We start from the raw sequence: 21,843 nt of genomic DNA on the forward strand, positions 1-21,843 counted from the left end.
CATTTAGCATTTGAATACTCAGGTTACCTCCCTCTTTGTAGGAGACTATGTTCAAATTTTCAAAAAATGAAAAACACATCAACATATATATTATAAAAGGCTCTTTTTCAAGAGCCTTTTACACGTATTATTTTTTTATAATCTTACCCAAATATTCTCCTTTAGCTGTTTTTAACTTAACAAAATATATTCCTGATGGAAGTTCTGCTACATTAATATTTTTATGATTATCTATAATATTCTTCACAAGCTTTCCGGAGGCATCAAAAATTTTCACGTTTTCTATTTTAGAATTTTCGTTCAGTTTTATTGAAAAATATTCTGAAACAGGATTAGGATAAATCTGCAGATCTGCATTTTCTTTTTTAATCTCTGCGCCGGATATTTCATGGGTTGCCAGATAAACAGGCAGTGAATCAGTCACTATATACAATTCACTTCCATGTTCTTTCGTATTAATGGTCAGAAATAATTTTTCACCATCTGTTCCCATTTTTTGAATATTTTCATTAACCAACAGCTGGCTATCATCGTTTGTCACAAAAATATCCATCGGAGAAGTTGAAATACCGTCACTTTTCCATACCTTTTGGGAATCCCCATTAAGAAAGTAAAGATAATTGTTGGCACACGTCATATCTTTCACTGAAGAAAAATTTTGGGACAAATCAGATGTGCCATTTGCAGTTCCATCTGTTTTCCACAACTGTGTACTATTGTTATTGGTAAAAAATAACTGATTTCCACATTTTTTAAATTTTACATCACCCAAAAAGTTTCCCGCTAATATCTGTTCTGTCCCTGCAACTGTTCCATCTGTAGAATGCAGCGCTGGGGAAGGATAACCTGCAGTGACATAAAAAAGCTTATTATTAAATATTATTGTTTCTCTCGCAATACTTGAAGAGCCATAAGGAGCAGCGTAAGATTTCAGTAATATAGCAGATGCCTGATCACCGTTTGAAATCCAAAGTTCGTTTTGCCCGGAGCTGTAATTCGTAGGAGTATTTTCCTGTTGTTTTGTAAAGAATAATTTATTATTAAAAGCATTCAGCACCTTAATATCTCCATCTGTACCATCCTGATAGGAGAACTGTAGTACCTTTTGGGTATTGGCTTCAGTAGCATCTGTTTTCCAGATCCCCAATTTTCCATTATCTTTTGCCACAAAATAAGCAAAACCATTCAGTATTGCAGTTTTTGAATCTACGGAATAAAGACTTCCCATATTATCCTGGGAAATATCTTTGACCATACTAACAGTATTGGAAGTATTATCAATCTTCCAAAGTTCAGTTCCTACCACATTATTATATCCGGCAAAAAGCAATGTATTATCATTCAAGCTGGTATACGGTACCCTGCTGGTAATATTGGGGGATGATATTGACAAAGTATTGGCTTCTGTACCATCTGTTCTGTAAGCTGCTTCGGGAGTATAAAGATAGTTTCCTACTTTAATGAAATTATCATTAAAGTCACTGCCCATACCTATAAACGAATTTCCTCCAAAGCTGGATATTCTCTCAATCTGCTGTGTGATTTTATTTCTCTTATAAATCTGGCTGTTATACTGTCTGTCTGTCGCAATGAAAATAAGATCATCATTCAGTATCTGAAATGCATGAGGCAAAGAACTTTCAAATCTACTGATGTCCGAAGCCATCGCAGTCTGATGGGTCACCGGATTTAGTGAAAATAGTTCAGTGCCATATTTTGGGGTATTTCCGGTAAGATAAATTTTAGAATTCAGGTCTACAAAACTATTATTATTTGGCATTCCAAGTCCTGTAATCTCAAAACTTTGTGAAGAATTTCCATTCACTACCCAATATCTGTTTCCATAATTAGCCATCGTAAGAATCAAATGATTACTATCTGAACTATTCCCATGAATCAAAGCTCCTGCGTGCGTATTGAAGAGAACAGTTCCGGCTTCTGTACCATCTGTTTCCCAGATATAATTACCATACGCTGCGTTAACACCGTTGGCACTACTTTCAAAGAATATTTTGTTATTATATTTTACAAATTTCTTCATTGCCATAGAACTTGTAGCTCCAGGAATTAGATTTTTCAACAGATAAGTTCCTGCCGTTGTTCCGTCAGAAACCCATGGTTCATAGCCATTTGCTACATCAAATCCTGTAAAAACAAAATAATCATCAACAGCAGCTCCTTCCAGCTGCGGATAACCTACAGATTTTATGGATACTGTTCCCGCTTCTGTTCCATCTGTTGAATATAATTCATATCCCGCTGTTCCTGTTCCAAGATTAACAACGAAGTATAGTTTATTTTTAAAAATCAGTGCTTTAAAATCGCCATTAATACTTCCACCCGCATTGGGAACAATATCCTTTAATAAAGATGTTCCGGCAATGGTTCCATCTGATTTCCATATCTCTTTTCCGTGTGTGCCATCATCTGCTGCCAGGAACAAAGTATTATTCATGGTATACATTTTTACATCACCGGAATATTGAAATGTTTTTAATAGCTGCAGGCTATCTGTAGCGGTATTGTAAGACCAAAGTTCATTGTGGTGGTAGAAAAAGATATTATTTCCAACCGCAGCATTTGCAGCTACCGAAAACTCAAAATTCAGATCTTTTACCTTGGATGTTCCTACTGGGGTTCCGTCTGTAACCCAAAGCTGATTATTGGACGAACTATTGCTTTGTACAGCAATAAAGTAAATTTTATTATTGAGCCTCATAAAAGACGGATCTCCCGCCATCCCAATACTGTATCCCGGAAAAACATTCTTCAGCAGAATTGATTTTTGAGTACCCGGATCAAAGCTCCACAGTTCCCTTCCTTCCTCTGTAGACTTGGTGGCTGTGAAAAGAATATGATTATTGAATTTTATAAAATTATCAGGATCACTGGAAGCTCCAAAATTAATTTCGTTTAATTGGGTATTAAATACACTTTGTGCGCTCGAAAATACTGACAGTATTGCCAATATAGAAATGTAAACTTTTTTCATAGCTATTAGTTAAAATAAATCCTTAATTCTAAAAAGTTATGAATTAAGGATAATATTTTTTTATTATTGATGTAAATTATTTTGCTGTAAAAACTTCTTTGGAATATCTTCCGTCAGTCTGTGGAATATCGATCACAATATTTCCATTTTCAAAATATCCAACAGTTGTATTTCCATCAGCCAGTTTTACAAGGAAAACAGAGTTCTTTGATGTTGCTTTGAAAACCGCAAACGGTACAGAACTACCAGACTTTGCTAAAATAAACTGATTGGAATCAATCTGGATTTTCTGAAGATCCATTTTCCCGTTTGAGTAATTATTGGCTTCAGGGGTTACTGTAGATGCTACAGACGCTACAGGTTCAGGAGATGTATGCTGAGCAGTATTATTAGATGCTGGTAAGAGCGCAACCGGATTGGAAACCGGTACTTTAATCAAAGCCTCTCTTAAAGCATCCTGCAATCCTTCTTCAAATTCTTTAATTCTTGACCCTCCTTTAGATTCCAGAATCATATTATTATTACAATCCTTAAACTGGAGTATTACTTTATTTTTAAATAAATTTTTATCATTAAGGAGATCAGCAGTAACCACGTTACAGAAATTACCTTTAGCTTCTGAAGGCCAGTTATCTTTAATGATAGGAAGGACTATATACTTTTTCCCGGCCAAAGCTTTGGTCAAAAAGCCTTTCAAACCATAATCTTCCCCAAATGTTTCAAATTTTTCAGGAACTGCAATGTATTTGTAATCTGAAATCTTTTGTGCGAAAGCAATTGTTGAGCATACTGCCAACATCAGCATTGATAACTTTTTCATTTTTTTAAATTTTAATCGTTTCTGAATGCTCCCATATCCAGTTTCAATGAGAAGAAGTTGGAATAGAAATTAGATCCGCCTATCCCGGAATTCGTAATCGCATAATCCAGTGTAAGCCCTCTGTATCTAATTCCAAGACCTGCACTTGGCTGGAAAGAAACTTTTCTTTTAAGATCTTCTATATCTGTAATAGACTGGAATCTGTTAATCCCTAATCTTACAAAAATCATTTTCTGATACCCTAGTTCAGCTCCGGCATACGGGCTGATACTTGCAAAATCTGTGGAAATCAATGATGCTGTCTTTGCAAAATCCACATTCAAACCTGCCTCCGGTAAGACGTACACACTGCTATTGATTTCGAATAATTTGCTGGCACCCACATTAAGTTTAGGCATGGTAAGTTCCAGTTTATCTTTCGGAGCAGGGTTGAACTCTTCTCCGTTTACAACAGTAGAAAGTTCTTTCTGGTTAATTGTCCAGAAGTTTACCGTAGTGGTAATATCTCTCACCATACCTCCGAACTTCCATCCGTTATCAGCTTTATAAGTAGCTCCCACATCAAAACCGAATCCATAACCGTTTGCAAATTTACCCACATTTCTGTAGACAATCTTTGCATTTACTCCCACATCCAGTTTAGGGTTTCCACCAGGCCTGAATGCATAAGAAAGAATGGCTGCATAATCGGATTGAGAGAATTTTGTGATTTTATCATAATCAATATTCCCTTCAGAATCGATCATTTGGGTTGTATTCAAAATATTATCTACTCCAAGTCTTACCACAGAAACACCAAAAACACCTTCTTCAAGCACTTTTGCGTATGCCAGATAATCATATTTTGCGATAGACTCAAAGTACTCAGCGTGCATTGCTGCTCCTTGCCAGTCTCTTTCAATAGACATTAAACCTGCAGGGTTCCACATGGGAGAATATACATCATCCTGATTGGTGATTACTGCCCCTCCCATTGCAAGTCCTCTTGCTCCGGCTCCGATATTTAAAAATTCATTGGAATATTTCCTGATAATCTGAGATTGAGAAAGCCCAAACAGCAGTGAAAATGCAAGTAAAAAATATTTTTTCATCATATAAATTTGATGCTTAGTTTAAGTTTTTAGTTTTTCTGGCTTTAATTAATCCATTTACAATGATTGCCAGTATCATAACACCTGAAGCCACATAAAATATAGGGCTCATATGTTCTGATTCCCCAAAGATAAAAAAAGCTAGTATAATTCCGTAAACAGGTTCTAAATTAACTGTTAAAATTAAAGTAAAGGGTGATATATATTTCATTAAATTCACCGATTCCAGCATGGGAAAAGCGGTAAAAACACTGGCTAACAAGCATATTAACGCCAAATCCCGGTAGTTTATTTCATTCATTTGAAAAATTTGCCCCGAAAGCAAATAAAATACCATTAAAATGAACCAACCACAGAATATTTCATAAAAAATAATGTTTCCTGAACTTGTTTTACCAAACATTTTACCATTAAAAACCGAAAAAATTGTTCCAAATACTGCGCAAAGAATTCCATAAATAATACCCTCTTTGAAATGAAACTCGGTCTTAAAGATTAATAATATACAGGCAACGATAACCGTTCCCATCACCACTTCCGATACATCAATTTTTCTTTTGAAAATAATAGGTTCCAGAATGGAGGCAAAAAGTGTGGATAATGAAAGACAGCTCAATGCAATGGAAACATTCGAGACCTTAATAGAGTAAAAGAAACAGTACCAATGGAGCGCCATAGCCAAACCTATTGCTGCCAGTTGAAAAAATATCTTTTTTGAAACCTTTATGCTATCCTTCTTAAAAACCCGGATAAATACAAAAAGAAAAATAGAAGCAAACAACATTCTGTAAAACACAAGAATCTGTGCATTGGCATGAATCAATTTTCCTAAAATTGCGGTGAACCCCCACAAAAATACAATTAAGTGTAACCTGAAAAGCGCCAATTTATGCATAACCTATCTCCTTAGAATTTTTAACGTGCAAATTTACAAATACGCTTTTATAAATCTTACAAAAAATATAAATTTACATTAATAAAAAGATGATAAATAAAGTTTTTAATAGTTTTTCACCTAATACAGACCCTTTTCTATTCATTTAATCAAAACATCAGAATTACAATATGATATTAAGTCCAACTATTGAAATCAAAACAAAACGTCTGGTCTTACGACCTGTTAAAGACTTATACATAGATGATATTTTAGAACATTTTACCAATGAGGTTACCAGATACATGCCTTTTGACCCGCAAGGTAGCAGACAGGATATAATCACTTTTGTTAATGAATCAAAAAGAACTTTATTACAAAACACAGATCTGGTAATGGTTGCCCTGGACTCTGATGGTGACTTTGCAGGATGTTGTGGTATCCATAATATAACAAAAGAATCTGTTGAGCTTGGTCTATGGCTAAAAAAGAGTTCTCAAGGAAAAGGATTGGGAACTGAAATCATAAAAGCCCTCATAGAGTTTCTGGAAAAGAATTTCACTTTTAAGTATATTTTATATCCTGTAGATGAAGAAAATATAGCCAGCAGAAAAATTCCGGAAAAATTAGGTTTTATTCCTGCTAAAAAATATAAAAAAAACAAGAATCATCTTATGGACCTGAATATTGTAGAATATAGAAAGTATTACTAATTATTGCACACACAGTAATAAAAAAACCCTGAAAATTTGTTAAACTTTCAGGGCCTTCAAATAATAAACTATTAAAAAAATAAACTAGGAACTTAGAGTATTTTGCAGAGAATATCACCTCTGTTACTCTAATGTAAAGTTAGAAAAAATATAAATTATTTAAAAATATTTTTTAGTTAAAAAATTCACAATTTACTAGAAACCAAATAATTAAACATCTGTTTTACTTCCAATTCATATTCCTCATAAAAATAGTATCTTTAAGCGTAAAAAATTGAAAATTTTATGGACATCGAATTCAATAAACGAGAAGATCAGAACAGATTAAAATTATCTGAAATAAATCGCTTACTCACTGAAATCAAAAAAGGAGGTGGTGAGAAGAGGCTTCAAAAGCTTCGTGATGAAGGAAAAATGACAGCAAGAGAAAGAGTGGATTATCTTCTCGATAAAGATTCAGATTCTATAGAAGTAGGTGCATTTGCAGGTTTTGAGATGTATAAAGAACATGGAGGATGTCCTAGCGGAGGAGTTGTAGTAGTGATAGGTTACGTTTCAGGGAGACAATGTATCATTGTTGCCAATGATGCTTCTGTAAAAGCCGGAGCGTGGTTTCCTATCACAGGAAAGAAAAATCTGAGAGCACAGGAAATTGCTATGGAAAACAAACTTCCTATCATTTACTTGGTAGACTCAGCTGGTGTTTACCTTCCTATGCAGGATGAGATTTTCCCGGATAAAGAGCATTTCGGAAGAATTTTCAGAAATAATGCCAAAATGAGTTCTATGGGAATCATCCAGATTTCTGCCGTTATGGGCAGCTGTGTGGCTGGAGGAGCTTATCTTCCCATTATGAGTGATGAAGCAATGATTGTGGATAAAACAGGTTCTATTTTCCTTGCCGGAAGCTATCTTGTAAAAGCAGCTATTGGAGAAAGCATCGATAATGAGACATTGGGTGGTGCTACTACGCACTGCTCTATTTCAGGAGTAACAGATTATAAAGCGAAAGATGATAAAGATGCTTTGAATAGAATCAAAAACATCATGAAATCTCTTGGAACAACTGAAAAAGCAGGTTTTGACAGAATAGAAAGTTTCCCTCCAAAAGAAAACCCTGAAAACATTTTCGGAATTATGCCGGTTTCCAGAGCTGAGCAATATGATACTTACGAAATTATCAAATGTATTGTGGATAACTCTGAATATGAAGAATACAAACCAGACTACGGTAAAAGTATTATCTGTGCAACGGCAAGAGTTGACGGGTGGTCTGTAGGGATTGTAGCCAACCAGAGAAAATTGGTTAAAAGTGGAAAAGGAGAAATGCAGTTTGGAGGCGTAATCTACTCAGATTCTGCAGATAAAGCAACACGTTTCATTGCCAACTGCAATCAAAGAAAGATCCCTTTAATTTTCTTACAGGATGTTACCGGATTCATGGTAGGTTCCAAATCAGAACATGGCGGAATCATTAAAGACGGAGCTAAAATGGTAAACGCAGTTTCCAATTCTGTAGTTCCTAAATTCACCATCATTACAGGAAACTCTTACGGAGCAGGAAACTATGCGATGTGTGGTAAAGCTTATGATCCTAGGTTAATTGTAGCATGGCCTTGGGCAGATTTAGCTGTAATGGGAGGTGCGCAGGCCGCAAAAGTGCTTGCTCAGATCCAGGAATCAACATTGAAAAAACAAGGAAAGGAAATATCTGAAGAAGAGCACAATGAGATTCTGGATACGATTTCTAAGAAATATCAGAAACAAACTGAATCTACCTATGCCGCAGCAAGATTATGGACAGATGCGATTATTAACCCTGTAGATACAAGAAAATGGATCTCCATGGGTATTGAAGCTGCCAACAATTCTCCTATCACTGAGAAATTCAACTTAGGAGTAATTCAAGTCTGATTACAATATATTTATAAAATAAACACGGCTATTTCAGTTTGAGATAGCCGTATTTTTATTTATACCTTTAAATTATAGGAATATTAGTTTCCATATTCTTCTTTACAAAATTCTATAGGGCCGCCCAGCCTCATACAGCATTGATATTTGCTCAAACAAATTCCATTAGGCCATCCCGGAGGATAACACATTCCAAATGCCGGATCATCCGGGCAACCTGGGCCACCGCTTCCTTTAAGTGATTTTAAACTCTCTCTTGAAATCTTTACCAGATTTTTCATAGTTATTTAGTTTTTGATATTTCCTACTCTATTATAGCTTTTCGGATTACGCTTTTCTAATATACCATTTTTTCAACATCCTGTGAAATTTAATGAGAAACTTCCATCTTAGATTTGAATTATACCTAATTAAGATTTATACACACGATAATATAGGAATAGCGAGAAAATACTTTAACAAATTTCAGGAGCTGTATCCCGCTATTCATTCATACTCCTCGCGCCTGCACGCTCCCACGCTCAGCCCCAACCACTCGCCAATCCAAGCTGCGGGGTAACCATTGCTATCGGGGCTAGGAGGACATTAATGATGAATGATAAGTCAAATTATGAGTTGTGGGATCCGATTTAAGAATGATTGGTTTTATATCGTGAGATTTAATAGTTCCGATGATGTCATTCCGTAGGAATCTAGCCACATTTATTAGAGTCTAAAGAATAATTCAAAGGATAAACTACAGAATTTTAAATGGATTGTTTAGACACCTGCAGAGTGACAATAGTGTTGGGTAGAGATGAGTAATGAGTAATTATAGCATACGTTGGATATTACTCATTGCTGATTGCTGATTATTTATGTTGGGTTGGGATTTGTACGGTAAGCAGGTAGCTATGGGGATAGTATACAACAAAAAAAATCCTTTATCATCAGATAAAGGATTTTTAAAAATAAAATAAAAACTGGCGGCGGCCTACTCTCCCGCGTTAGCAGTACCATCGGCGCTGGTGGGCTTAACTTCTGTGTTCGGAATGGGAACAGGTGAGCCCCACCGCTAAAACCACCCTAAAGGTTGTATATAAGAGGTTAGAGATTAGTACTTAGAGATTAGTAAAAACTAACTTCTAATATCTAGATTCTAACTTCTGTTTTTATCGATAAAAACTTTCACAAAGAGGTAACCTTGCTGCACTTCCGTGCGCCATATCAGGCTATAAATCTACGGGTAATTAGTACTACTTGGCTATGACATTACTGTCTTTACACCTATAGCCTATCAACGTCGTCATCTCCAACGACCCTTAAAAGATGTCTCATCTTGAGGCGAGTTTCGCACTTATATGCTTTCAGTGCTTATCTCTTCCAAACGTAGCTACTCAGCAGTGCACCTGGCGGTACAACTGATACACCAGAGGTTTGTTCAATTCGGTCCTCTCGTACTAGAATCAAGCCCTCTCAAACATCTAACGCCCGCAATAGATAGAGACCGAACTGTCTCACGACGTTCTGAACCCAGCTCGCGTGCCACTTTAATGGGCGAACAGCCCAACCCTTGGGACCTTCTCCAGCCCCAGGATGTGACGAGCCGACATCGAGGTGCCGAACCTCCCCGTCGATGTGAGCTCTTGGGGGAGACTAGCCTGTTATCCCCGGAGTACCTTTTATCCTATGAGCGATGGCCCTTCCATACGGAACCACCGGATCACTATGTCCTGCTTTCGCACCTGATCGACTTGTAGGTCTCACAGTCAAGCACCCTTATGCCATTACACTCTACGCACGGTTACCAAGCGTGCTGAGGGTACCTTTGAAAGCCTCCGTTACTCTTTTGGAGGCGACCACCCCAGTCAAACTACCCACCACGCAATGTCCTTCTAAAAGAAGTTAGGCTCCAAGTAAGTAAAGGGTGGTATTTCAACGTTGGCTCCACAAACACTAGCGTGCCTGCTTCAAAGCCTCCCACCTATCCTACACATTACTTACTCAAAGTCAATACGAAGTTATAGTAAAGGTTCACAGGGTCTTTTCGTCCCATTGCGGGTAATCGGCATCTTCACCGATACTACAATTTCACAGAGCTCATGGTTGAGACAGTGCCCAGATCGTTACACCATTCGTGCAGGTCGGAACTTACCCGACAAGGAATTTCGCTACCTTAGGACCGTTATAGTTACGGCCGCCGTTTACTGGGGCTTCAGTCAATGCCTTCGGTTTAACCCTAAGCACCTTCCTTAACCTTCCAGCACCGGGCAGGTGTCAGACCCTATACTGCATCTTTCGATTTTGCAGAGTCCTGTGTTTTTGATAAACAGTCGCCTGGGCCTCTTTACTGCGGCCACCATTGCTGATGGCGTCTCTTCTCCCGAAGTTACGAGACTATTTTGCCTAGTTCCTTAACCATGATTCACTCTAGCACCTTAGGATTCTCTCCTCGACTACCTGTGTCGGTTTTGGTACGGGTTGCTTCACTTCGGCTTTTCTTGGAAGCACTTTCCCTACAGCAGCTTCGCCCGAAGGCTAGGCCTTGACTATTCCGTCAGTCTCCAGTAAGTACGGCACTCCGTCCCCTTTTTAGTGTGAGCAAGTATGGGAATATTAACCCATTGTCCATCCACTACCCCTTTCGGGTTCGCGTTAGGTCCCGACTAACCCTCAGCTGATTAGCATGGCTGAGGAAACCTTAGTCTTTCGGTGAGCGGGTTTCTCGCCCGCTTTATCGTTACTTATGCCTACATTTTCTTTTCTATCCGCTCCACAATACCTCACAGTACTGCTTCGGCGCAAATAGAATGCTCTCCTACCAGATGTATCTAAAATACAAATCCATAGCTTCGGTAATATGTTTATGCCCGATTATTATCCATGCCGGACCGCTCGACTAGTGAGCTGTTACGCACTCTTTAAATGAATGGCTGCTTCCAAGCCAACATCCTAGCTGTCAATGCAGTCCAACCGCGTTGCTTCAACTTAACATATATTTTGGGACCTTAGCTGTTGGTCTGGGTTCTTTCCCTCTCGGACATGGACCTTAGCACCCATGCCCTCACTGCCGTAGAACATTTATTAGCATTCGGAGTTTGTCAGGAATTGGTAGGCGATGAAACCCCCGCATCCAATCAGTAGCTCTACCTCTAATAAACTTATATACGACGCTGCACCTAAATGCATTTCGGAGAGTACGAGCTATCTCCCAGTTTGATTGGCCTTTCACCCCTACCCACAGGTCATCCGAAGACTTTTCAACGTCAACCGGTTCGGTCCTCCACTCTGTGTTACCAGAGCTTCAACCTGCCCATGGGTAGATCACAAGGTTTCGCGTCTAATCCTACTAACTATACGCCCTATTCAGACTCGCTTTCGCTCCGGCTCCGGTACTTAATACCTTAACCTCGCTAGTAAAATTAACTCGTAGGCTCATTATGCAAAAGGCACGCCGTCACACCATATAGGTGCTCCGACCGCTTGTAGGCGTACGGTTTCAGGTTCTATTTCACCCTTCTATTCGAAGTGCTTTTCACCTTTCCTTCACAGTACTTGTTCACTATCGGTCTTTCAGGAGTATTTAGCCTTGGAGGATGGTCCCCCCATATTCAGACAGGATTTCACGTGTCCCGCCCTACTCATTTATCATCCAAATATGCCTTTCGAGTACAGGATTATCACCTTCTATGATTGTTCTTTCCAGAACATTCCTCTAAACATATAAAGACTTTTGGGCTAATCCGCTTTCGCTCGCCACTACTTACGGAATCTCTTCGATTTCTTTTCCTCCGGGTACTTAGATGTTTCAGTTCTCCGGGTTTGCTCCTCCTAAGAGGTGACTGGTCTTCAACCAGCCGGGTTGCCCCATTCGGACATCTGCGGATCAATTCGTGTGTGCCAATCCCCGCAGCTTTTCGCAGCTTACCACGTCCTTCGTCGCCTCTGAAAGCCTAGGCATCCGCCATACGCCCTTAACGATTTCTTTCCTAATATTTAAATTAGTTCAGTATTTTTTGATAAACTCTCGTCTATCGATATTTTTATAAACTCGGCACTCGAAAGTGCTCGGTTATCTCTTTGTGATGTCTTTACCGTTAATGTCAATGATCTTAATGTCTTCTTGTCCGCTTAATGAACAGATATTGTTTTTGGCTCTATCCGTAACTTTTAAATTAAGCTTTCAAAACTGTGGAGAATAAGGGAGTCGAACCCTTGACCTCCTGCGTGCAAGGCAGGCGCTCTAGCCAGCTGAGCTAATTCCCCTCTAGTAGAAATTGTAAATTCTAGATTATAAATTTTAAATGAAACATGCGTTATAATCTAAAATCTATAATTTATAATCTATAATCCCTTCAATTAGTAGTCTCGGGCAGGCTCGAACTGCCGACCTCTACATTATCAGTGTAGCGCTCTAACCAGCTGAGCTACGAGACTTCATTATTAATTTTAAATTTTAAATTGAAAATTTTAAATGATTATTTAAATCTAAAATCTATAATTTATAATCTAAAATCTCTCTATCCCTTTACTAATTTCTAGTGGGTTTTGTATTTTTATATAGCAACCAAACAAAAAACTAAAGCTTGAACTTTAAGTAAGTACTGTATCTTACGATACTAATTTTGTTTATCGTCTAAAGACGCTCTAAAATGAGATGTTCCAGCCGCACCTTCCGGTACGGCTACCTTGTTACGACTTAGCCCTAGTTACCTGTTTTACCCTAGGCAGCTCCTGTTACGGTCACCGACTTCAGGTACCCCAGACTTCCATGGCTTGACGGGCGGTGTGTACAAGGCCCGGGAACGTATTCACCGCGCCATGGCTGATGCGCGATTACTAGCGATTCCAGCTTCATAGAGTCGAGTTGCAGACTCCAATCCGAACTGAGACCAGCTTTCGAGATTTGCATCACATCGCTGTGTAGCTGCCCTCTGTACTGGCCATTGTATTACGTGTGTGGCCCAAGGCGTAAGGGCCGTGATGATTTGACGTCATCCCCACCTTCCTCTCTACTTGCGTAGGCAGTCTCACTAGAGTCCCCAACTTAATGATGGCAACTAGTGACAGGGGTTGCGCTCGTTGCAGGACTTAACCTAACACCTCACGGCACGAGCTGACGACAACCATGCAGCACCTTGAAAAATGTCCGAAGAAAAGTCTATTTCTAAACCTGTCATTTCCCATTTAAGCCTTGGTAAGGTTCCTCGCGTATCATCGAATTAAACCACATAATCCACCGCTTGTGCGGGCCCCCGTCAATTCCTTTGAGTTTCATTCTTGCGAACGTACTCCCCAGGTGGCTAACTTATCACTTTCGCTTAGTCTCTGAGCCCAAAAGCCCAAAAACGAGTTAGCATCGTTTACGGCGTGGACTACCAGGGTATCTAATCCTGTTCGCTCCCCACGCTTTCGTCCATCAGCGTCAGTTGTTGCTTAGTAACCTGCCTTCGCAATTGGTGTTCTAAGTAATATCTATGCATTTCACCGCTACACTACTTATTCCAGCTACTTCAATAACACTCAAGACCTGCAGTATCAATGGCAGTTTCACAGTTAAGCTGTGAGATTTCACCACTGACTTACAGATCCGCCTACGGACCCTTTAAACCCAATAAATCCGGATAACGCTTGCACCCTCCGTATTACCGCGGCTGCTGGCACGGAGTTAGCCGGTGCTTATTCGTATAGTACCTTCAGCTTCCCACACGTGGAAAGGTTTATCCCTATACAAAAGAAGTTTACAACCCATAGGGCCGTCGTCCTTCACGCGGGATGGCTGGATCAGGCTCTCACCCATTGTCCAATATTCCTCACTGCTGCCTCCCGTAGGAGTCTGGTCCGTGTCTCAGTACCAGTGTGGGGGATCACCCTCTCAGGCCCCCTAAAGATCGCAGACTTGGTGAGCCGTTACCTCACCAACTATCTAATCTTGCGCGTGCCCATCTCTATCCACCGGAGTTTTCAATTTTAAATGATGCCATTCAAAATATTATGGGGTATTAATCTTCCTTTCGAAAGGCTATCCCCCAGATAAAGGCAGGTTGCACACGTGTTCCGCACCCGTACGCCGCTCTCAAGATCCCGAAAGATCTCTACCGCTCGGCTTGCATGTGTTAGGCCTCCCGCTAGCGTTCATCCTGAGCCAGGATCAAACTCTCCATTGTATGTTTGTCTGACTCACTCAAAGTTTTTTAACGCTTTAGTTTTTCCTTACTTGGTTGTTATATTGTATGTCAATGATCTTTATATCTTTCGCTTTGTAACGAAGCAATCTCTCTGTCAGTGTCGCTCCGTATTTGCGAGTGCAAAAGTAAAACTTTATTTCTTAATGACCAAATGTTTTTGAAGAAAATTTTAAAGTTTTTTAAGTAACCTTAATCTCTCCCAAACCCTCAATCATCCTACTCCTGCGCTCCCTGTAATTGGGACTGCAAAGATACAAACTCTTTTTAAACCCGCAACTCTTTTTAATAAAAAAATTAAAGTTTTTTGTTTGTCTCTTTTTGAAGTATCATATTGTTTCTGCTTAGCTAAAAGCTCTTCTGCGCTACTGAACTACTCTCGTTTTTCAGTGGGGCAAAGATAGAAACTTATACCATACCCCGCAACTTTATGCAAGATAAAAATACCAAAAGTGGAAAAGTATTCACATAATAACCTAATAAACAATTCATTATACATAAAATATACTTATCCACAATATGCAAATACAGAGACACATAAAAAAATAGTATATAAAATTCAGTTTCATAAGGTGAATTTCAAGTAATAATGAATCAATAGATGGTAATCACCTAAACAGGTGTGAGGCAAGTTCTGGTAATTTATTTTTTAAATCAGCATTTGAATACTGTAGTCATACCTGCATTTAATTTGTAAGATTAAAAAAATGAGTTAGGCTTTAATCGGTAAAAGATAGATTATAAACGGTGGAGTATTGTAAAGATATTTACAGATTCGTAGAAAAGCCAGAGAAAGGAAATAGGAAAAATCTATTTTGCTTGCTTAAATTTTTCGAAATGTGAATGAGATATCATAAAGAAAATGATAATGGAAAAAACAAGCTTCTTCTTGTGGAAGAAAATTCTGAAGTTTACTAAAGGTAGAAACTCAATTAGATTTAGCTTCGAATGCAAATACCACTATGGGAGTTTGCTGAAGTTTTAAAAAGAGAAGTTTATGATGATATATTAAGTAAAGCGTATTTTATTTTGTACCGGATCATTGAGGCTCCTACGGAGTGACAAGTGTGTTGGGGTAAAGATGGGTAATGGGTAATGGGTAATGATAGCATACGTTAGATATTACTTATTACTCATTATTGATTATTTATGTTGGGTTGGGATTTGTCAGGGTAAGCAGGTAGCTATGGGGATAGTATACAACAAAAAAAATCCTTTATCATCAGATAAAGGATTTTTAAAAATAAAATAAAAACTGGCGGCGGCCTACTCTCCCGCGTTAGCAGTACCATCGGCGCTGGTGGGCTTAACTTCTGTGTTCGGAATGGGAACAGGTGAGCCCCACCGCTAAAACCACCCTAAAGGTTGTATATAAGAGGTTAGAGATTAGTACTTAGAGATTAGTAAAAACTAACTTCTAATATCTAGATTCTAACTTCTATTTTATCGATAAAAACTTTCACAAAGAGGTAACCTTGCTGCACTTCCGTGCGCCATATCAGGCTATAAATCTACGGGTAATTAGTACTACTTGGCTATGACATTACTGTCTTTACACCTATAGCCTATCAACGTCGTCATCTCCAACGACCCTTAAAAGATGTCTCATCTTGAGGCGAGTTTCGCACTTATATGCTTTCAGTGCTTATCTCTTCCAAACGTAGCTACTCAGCAGTGCACCTGGCGGTACAACTGATACACCAGAGGTTTGTTCAATTCGGTCCTCTCGTACTAGAATCAAGCCCTCTCAAACATCTAACGCCCGCAATAGATAGAGACCGAACTGTCTCACGACGTTCTGAACCCAGCTCGCGTGCCACTTTAATGGGCGAACAGCCCAACCCTTGGGACCTTCTCCAGCCCCAGGATGTGACGAGCCGACATCGAGGTGCCGAACCTCCCCGTCGATGTGAGCTCTTGGGGGAGACTAGCCTGTTATCCCCGGAGTACCTTTTATCCTATGAGCGATGGCCCTTCCATACGGAACCACCGGATCACTATGTCCTGCTTTCGCACCTGATCGACTTGTAGGTCTCACAGTCAAGCACCCTTATGCCATTACACTCTACGCACGGTTACCAAGCGTGCTGAGGGTACCTTTGAAAGCCTCCGTTACTCTTTTGGAGGCGACCACCCCAGTCAAACTACCCACCACGCAATGTCCTTCTAAAAGAAGTTAGGCTCCAAGTAAGTAAAGGGTGGTATTTCAACGTTGGCTCCACAAACACTAGCGTGCCTGCTTCAAAGCCTCCCACCTATCCTACACATTACTTACTCAAAGTCAATACGAAGTTATAGTAAAGGTTCACAGGGTCTTTTCGTCCCATTGCGGGTAATCGGCATCTTCACCGATACTACAATTTCACAGAGCTCATGGTTGAGACAGTGCCCAGATCGTTACACCATTCGTGCAGGTCGGAACTTACCCGACAAGGAATTTCGCTACCTTAGGACCGTTATAGTTACGGCCGCCGTTTACTGGGGCTTCAGTCAATGCCTTCGGTTTAACCCTAAGCACCTTCCTTAACCTTCCAGCACCGGGCAGGTGTCAGACCCTATACTGCATCTTTCGATTTTGCAGAGTCCTGTGTTTTTGATAAACAGTCGCCTGGGCCTCTTTACTGCGGCCACCATTGCTGATGGCGTCTCTTCTCCCGAAGTTACGAGACTATTTTGCCTAGTTCCTTAACCATGATTCACTCTAGCACCTTAGGATTCTCTCCTCGACTACCTGTGTCGGTTTTGGTACGGGTTGCTTCACTTCGGCTTTTCTTGGAAGCACTTTCCCTACAGCAGCTTCGCCCGAAGGCTAGGCCTTGACTATTCCGTCAGTCTCCAGTAAGTACGGCACTCCGTCCCCTTTTTAGTGTGAGCAAGTATGGGAATATTAACCCATTGTCCATCCACTACCCCTTTCGGGTTCGCGTTAGGTCCCGACTAACCCTCAGCTGATTAGCATGGCTGAGGAAACCTTAGTCTTTCGGTGAGCGGGTTTCTCGCCCGCTTTATCGTTACTTATGCCTACATTTTCTTTTCTATCCGCTCCACAATACCTCACAGTACTGCTTCGGCGCAAATAGAATGCTCTCCTACCAGATGTATCTAAAATACAAATCCATAGCTTCGGTAATATGTTTATGCCCGATTATTATCCATGCCGGACCGCTCGACTAGTGAGCTGTTACGCACTCTTTAAATGAATGGCTGCTTCCAAGCCAACATCCTAGCTGTCAATGCAGTCCAACCGCGTTGCTTCAACTTAACATATATTTTGGGACCTTAGCTGTTGGTCTGGGTTCTTTCCCTCTCGGACATGGACCTTAGCACCCATGCCCTCACTGCCGTAGAACATTTATTAGCATTCGGAGTTTGTCAGGAATTGGTAGGCGATGAAACCCCCGCATCCAATCAGTAGCTCTACCTCTAATAAACTTATATACGACGCTGCACCTAAATGCATTTCGGAGAGTACGAGCTATCTCCCAGTTTGATTGGCCTTTCACCCCTACCCACAGGTCATCCGAAGACTTTTCAACGTCAACCGGTTCGGTCCTCCACTCTGTGTTACCAGAGCTTCAACCTGCCCATGGGTAGATCACAAGGTTTCGCGTCTAATCCTACTAACTATACGCCCTATTCAGACTCGCTTTCGCTCCGGCTCCGGTACTTAATACCTTAACCTCGCTAGTAAAATTAACTCGTAGGCTCATTATGCAAAAGGCACGCCGTCACACCATATAGGTGCTCCGACCGCTTGTAGGCGTACGGTTTCAGGTTCTATTTCACCCTTCTATTCGAAGTGCTTTTCACCTTTCCTTCACAGTACTTGTTCACTATCGGTCTTTCAGGAGTATTTAGCCTTGGAGGATGGTCCCCCCATATTCAGACAGGATTTCACGTGTCCCGCCCTACTCATTTATCATCCAAATATGCCTTTCGAGTACAGGATTATCACCTTCTATGATTGTTCTTTCCAGAACATTCCTCTAAACATATAAAGACTTTTGGGCTAATCCGCTTTCGCTCGCCACTACTTACGGAATCTCTTCGATTTCTTTTCCTCCGGGTACTTAGATGTTTCAGTTCTCCGGGTTTGCTCCTCCTAAGAGGTGACTGGTCTTCAACCAGCCGGGTTGCCCCATTCGGACATCTGCGGATCAATTCGTGTGTGCCAATCCCCGCAGCTTTTCGCAGCTTACCACGTCCTTCGTCGCCTCTGAAAGCCTAGGCATCCGCCATACGCCCTTAACGATTTCTTTCCTAATATTTAAATTAGTTCAGTATTTTTTGATAAACTCTCGTCTATCGATATTTTTATAAACTCGGCACTCGAAAGTGCTCGGTTATCTCTTTGTGATGTCTTTACCGTTAATGTCAATGATCTTAATGTCTTCTTGTCCGCTTAATGAACAGATATTGTTTTTGGCTCTATCCGTAACTTTTAAATTAAGCTTTCAAAACTGTGGAGAATAAGGGAGTCGAACCCTTGACCTCCTGCGTGCAAGGCAGGCGCTCTAGCCAGCTGAGCTAATTCCCCTCTAGTAGAAATTGTAAATTCTAGATTATAAATTTTAAATGAAACATGCGTTATAATCTAAAATCTATAATTTATAATCTATAATCCCTTCAATTAGTAGTCTCGGGCAGGCTCGAACTGCCGACCTCTACATTATCAGTGTAGCGCTCTAACCAGCTGAGCTACGAGACTTCATTATTAATTTTAAATTTTAAATTGAAAATTTTAAATGATTATTTAAATCTAAAATCTATAATTTATAATCTAAAATCTCTCTATCCCTTTACTAATTTCTAGTGGGTTTTGTATTTTTATATAGCAACCAAACAAAAAACTAAAGCTTGAACTTTAAGTAAGTACTGTATCTTACGATACTAATTTTGTTTATCGTCTAAAGACGCTCTAAAATGAGATGTTCCAGCCGCACCTTCCGGTACGGCTACCTTGTTACGACTTAGCCCTAGTTACCTGTTTTACCCTAGGCAGCTCCTGTTACGGTCACCGACTTCAGGTACCCCAGACTTCCATGGCTTGACGGGCGGTGTGTACAAGGCCCGGGAACGTATTCACCGCGCCATGGCTGATGCGCGATTACTAGCGATTCCAGCTTCATAGAGTCGAGTTGCAGACTCCAATCCGAACTGAGACCAGCTTTCGAGATTTGCATCACATCGCTGTGTAGCTGCCCTCTGTACTGGCCATTGTATTACGTGTGTGGCCCAAGGCGTAAGGGCCGTGATGATTTGACGTCATCCCCACCTTCCTCTCTACTTGCGTAGGCAGTCTCACTAGAGTCCCCAACTTAATGATGGCAACTAGTGACAGGGGTTGCGCTCGTTGCAGGACTTAACCTAACACCTCACGGCACGAGCTGACGACAACCATGCAGCACCTTGAAAAATGTCCGAAGAAAAGTCTATTTCTAAACCTGTCATTTCCCATTTAAGCCTTGGTAAGGTTCCTCGCGTATCATCGAATTAAACCACATAATCCACCGCTTGTGCGGGCCCCCGTCAATTCCTTTGAGTTTCATTCTTGCGAACGTACTCCCCAGGTGGCTAACTTATCACTTTCGCTTAGTCTCTGAGCCCAAAAGCCCAAAAACGAGTTAGCATCGTTTACGGCGTGGACTACCAGGGTATCTAATCCTGTTCGCTCCCCACGCTTTCGTCCATCAGCGTCAGTTGTTGCTTAGTAACCTGCCTTCGCAATTGGTGTTCTAAGTAATATCTATGCATTTCACCGCTACACTACTTATTCCAGCTACTTCAATAACACTCAAGACCTGCAGTATCAATGGCAGTTTCACAGTTAAGCTGTGAGATTTCACCACTGACTTACAGATCCGCCTACGGACCCTTTAAACCCAATAAATCCGGATAACGCTTGCACCCTCCGTATTACCGCGGCTGCTGGCACGGAGTTAGCCGGTGCTTATTCGTATAGTACCTTCAGCTTCCCACACGTGGAAAGGTTTATCCCTATACAAAAGAAGTTTACAACCCATAGGGCCGTCGTCCTTCACGCGGGATGGCTGGATCAGGCTCTCACCCATTGTCCAATATTCCTCACTGCTGCCTCCCGTAGGAGTCTGGTCCGTGTCTCAGTACCAGTGTGGGGGATCACCCTCTCAGGCCCCCTAAAGATCGCAGACTTGGTGAGCCGTTACCTCACCAACTATCTAATCTTGCGCGTGCCCATCTCTATCCACCGGAGTTTTCAATTTCAAATGATGCCATTCAAAATATTATGGGGTATTAATCTTCCTTTCGAAAGGCTATCCCCCAGATAAAGGCAGGTTGCACACGTGTTCCGCACCCGTACGCCGCTCTCAAGATCCCGAAAGATCTCTACCGCTCGGCTTGCATGTGTTAGGCCTCCCGCTAGCGTTCATCCTGAGCCAGGATCAAACTCTCCATTGTATGTTTGTCTGACTCACTCAAAGTTTTTTAACGCTTTAGTTTTTCCTTACTTGGTTGTTATATTGTATGTCAATGATCTTTATATCTTTCGCTTTGTAACGAAGCAATCTCTCTGTCAGTGTCGCTCCGTATTTGCGAGTGCAAAAGTAAAAATTTATTTCTTAATGACCAAATGTTTTTGAAGAAAATTTTAAAGTTTTTTAAGTAACCTTAATCTCTCCCAAACCCTCAATCATCCTACTCCTGCGCTCCCTGTAATTGGGACTGCAAAGATACAAACTCTTTTTAAACCCGCAACTCTTTTTAATAAAAAAATTAAAGTTTTTTGTTTGTCTCTTTTTGAAGTATCATATTGTTTCTGCTTAGCTAAAAGCTCTTCTGCGCTACTGAACTACTCTCGTTTTTCAGTGGGGCAAAGATAACAACTTATTGCAACGCAAAACAACTTTATTTAACATAAATGTTATATCCTCGTAATATTTGAACATAAGCCACTGATACAAAGTGAGAAAAATTTTAAACAAATGTTTGGGATTACGAGTGGGAGGGTTTAAGGGTGGGAGAGTTTGAGGGTTTGAGCGTGAAAGGGGGAATCATGAGTAATGAGTAATGAGTAATGGGTAATGGGTAATGGGTAATGGGTAATGGGTAATGGAAGGTATGATGTCTTTTATATACTATATATAGGTAAAGAGTAAGTTTTGGCTAAAGCCATAGGAAAGGAATATTTTTGATAAAACGGGCTAAAGCCCGTTTCTATTGAATATGATTGTAGTGGGAATGGGTACTGGTTGGGATGCATTGTGATTTTTTCCCACAGGTGGCACAGATTTGCAC

General features: G+C 40.4%; 7 protein-coding genes, 4 tRNA genes and 6 rRNA genes. 2 read left to right on the plus strand and 15 right to left on the minus strand.

All coding sequences use genetic code 11. The annotated features are described in order from the left end of the window. Positions 1 to 127: 127 nt before the first annotated feature. The 4 genes from JOE44_RS13805 to JOE44_RS13820 form a co-directional block, all read right to left on the minus strand. Entirely contained in the window at positions 128 to 2,992 is a 2,865-nt protein-coding gene (locus JOE44_RS13805; RefSeq protein ID WP_209786023.1) for a T9SS type A sorting domain-containing protein, read from the minus strand. 76 nt (positions 2,993 to 3,068) lie between these two features. Next, on the minus strand, positions 3,069 to 3,812 hold the full coding sequence (locus JOE44_RS13810; protein WP_209786024.1) for a hypothetical protein: 744 nt from the start codon (positions 3,810 to 3,812) through the stop codon (positions 3,069 to 3,071). Between the two features lie 11 nt (positions 3,813 to 3,823). Next, positions 3,824 to 4,906 carry a PorV/PorQ family protein gene (locus tag JOE44_RS13815; RefSeq protein WP_209786025.1) on the minus strand — a complete coding sequence of 361 codons (1,083 nt, stop codon included), beginning with the start codon at positions 4,904 to 4,906 and terminating at the stop codon, positions 3,824 to 3,826. A gap of 13 nt (positions 4,907 to 4,919) precedes the next feature. Beyond that, a complete protein-coding gene (locus JOE44_RS13820) occupies positions 4,920 to 5,798 on the minus strand; it encodes an EamA family transporter (protein WP_209786026.1) in 879 nt (292 codons plus the stop codon). Between the two features lie 170 nt (positions 5,799 to 5,968). Here JOE44_RS13820 and JOE44_RS13825 point away from each other — a divergent pair, with 170 nt between their 5' ends. Beyond that, positions 5,969 to 6,490 carry a GNAT family N-acetyltransferase gene (locus JOE44_RS13825; protein ID WP_209786027.1) on the plus strand — a complete coding sequence of 174 codons (522 nt, stop codon included), beginning with the start codon at positions 5,969 to 5,971 and terminating at the stop codon, positions 6,488 to 6,490. Positions 6,491 to 6,775: 285 nt separating this feature from the next. Then, positions 6,776 to 8,404, plus strand: coding sequence for a carboxyl transferase domain-containing protein (locus JOE44_RS13830; RefSeq protein ID WP_209786028.1), 1,629 nt, complete (start codon positions 6,776 to 6,778; stop codon positions 8,402 to 8,404). Positions 8,405 to 8,487: 83 nt separating this feature from the next. On the opposite strand, the gene JOE44_RS13835 is transcribed toward JOE44_RS13830, so the two are convergent. From JOE44_RS13835 to JOE44_RS13885, 11 genes are all read right to left on the minus strand, one after another. After that, a complete protein-coding gene (locus JOE44_RS13835; RefSeq protein WP_149835059.1) occupies positions 8,488 to 8,685 on the minus strand; it encodes a hypothetical protein in 198 nt (65 codons plus the stop codon). A 679-nt stretch (positions 8,686 to 9,364) separates the two neighbouring features. Further along, a 5S ribosomal RNA gene (gene rrf / locus JOE44_RS13840) occupies positions 9,365 to 9,472 on the minus strand. A gap of 141 nt (positions 9,473 to 9,613) precedes the next feature. Beyond that, a 23S ribosomal RNA gene (locus JOE44_RS13845) occupies positions 9,614 to 12,371 on the minus strand. Positions 12,372 to 12,575: 204 nt separating this feature from the next. Then, positions 12,576 to 12,649 (minus strand) — tRNA-Ala (locus JOE44_RS13850). Between the two features lie 97 nt (positions 12,650 to 12,746). After that, positions 12,747 to 12,820, minus strand: a tRNA-Ile gene (locus JOE44_RS13855). A 213-nt stretch (positions 12,821 to 13,033) separates the two neighbouring features. Then, positions 13,034 to 14,550: ribosomal RNA gene (locus JOE44_RS13860) — 16S ribosomal RNA — on the minus strand. 1,271 nt (positions 14,551 to 15,821) lie between these two features. Next, a 5S ribosomal RNA gene (gene rrf, locus JOE44_RS13865) occupies positions 15,822 to 15,929 on the minus strand. Positions 15,930 to 16,069: 140 nt separating this feature from the next. Then, a 23S ribosomal RNA gene (locus tag JOE44_RS13870) occupies positions 16,070 to 18,827 on the minus strand. A 204-nt stretch (positions 18,828 to 19,031) separates the two neighbouring features. After that, positions 19,032 to 19,105: transfer RNA gene (locus tag JOE44_RS13875), tRNA-Ala, on the minus strand. A 97-nt stretch (positions 19,106 to 19,202) separates the two neighbouring features. After that, positions 19,203 to 19,276, minus strand: a tRNA-Ile gene (locus JOE44_RS13880). Between the two features lie 213 nt (positions 19,277 to 19,489). Beyond that, a 16S ribosomal RNA gene (locus JOE44_RS13885) occupies positions 19,490 to 21,006 on the minus strand. The 16S, 23S and 5S rRNA genes sit together here with 4 tRNA genes alongside, the layout of an rRNA operon. Between the last annotated feature and the right edge of the window lie 837 nt (positions 21,007 to 21,843).

Source organism: Chryseobacterium sp. PvR013 (genome assembly GCF_017833095.1).
Taxonomy (GTDB): domain Bacteria; phylum Bacteroidota; class Bacteroidia; order Flavobacteriales; family Weeksellaceae; genus Chryseobacterium; species Chryseobacterium culicis_A.

What these genes read in the sequence shown, in the direction of transcription:
- JOE44_RS13815 (WP_209786025.1), bottom strand. Translation starts at nt 4,906, where the DNA reads ATGATGAAAAAATATTTTTTACTTGCATTTTCACTGCTGTTTGGGCTT.
- JOE44_RS13820 (WP_209786026.1), bottom strand. Translation starts at nt 5,798, where the DNA reads ATGCATAAATTGGCGCTTTTCAGGTTACACTTAATTGTATTTTTGTGG.
- JOE44_RS13830 (WP_209786028.1), top strand. Translation starts at nt 6,776, where the DNA reads ATGGACATCGAATTCAATAAACGAGAAGATCAGAACAGATTAAAATTA.
- JOE44_RS13825 (WP_209786027.1), top strand. Translation starts at nt 5,969, where the DNA reads ATGATATTAAGTCCAACTATTGAAATCAAAACAAAACGTCTGGTCTTA.
- JOE44_RS13810 (WP_209786024.1), bottom strand. Translation starts at nt 3,812, where the DNA reads ATGAAAAAGTTATCAATGCTGATGTTGGCAGTATGCTCAACAATTGCT.
- JOE44_RS13835 (WP_149835059.1), bottom strand. Translation starts at nt 8,685, where the DNA reads ATGAAAAATCTGGTAAAGATTTCAAGAGAGAGTTTAAAATCACTTAAA.
- JOE44_RS13805 (WP_209786023.1), bottom strand. Translation starts at nt 2,992, where the DNA reads ATGAAAAAAGTTTACATTTCTATATTGGCAATACTGTCAGTATTTTCG.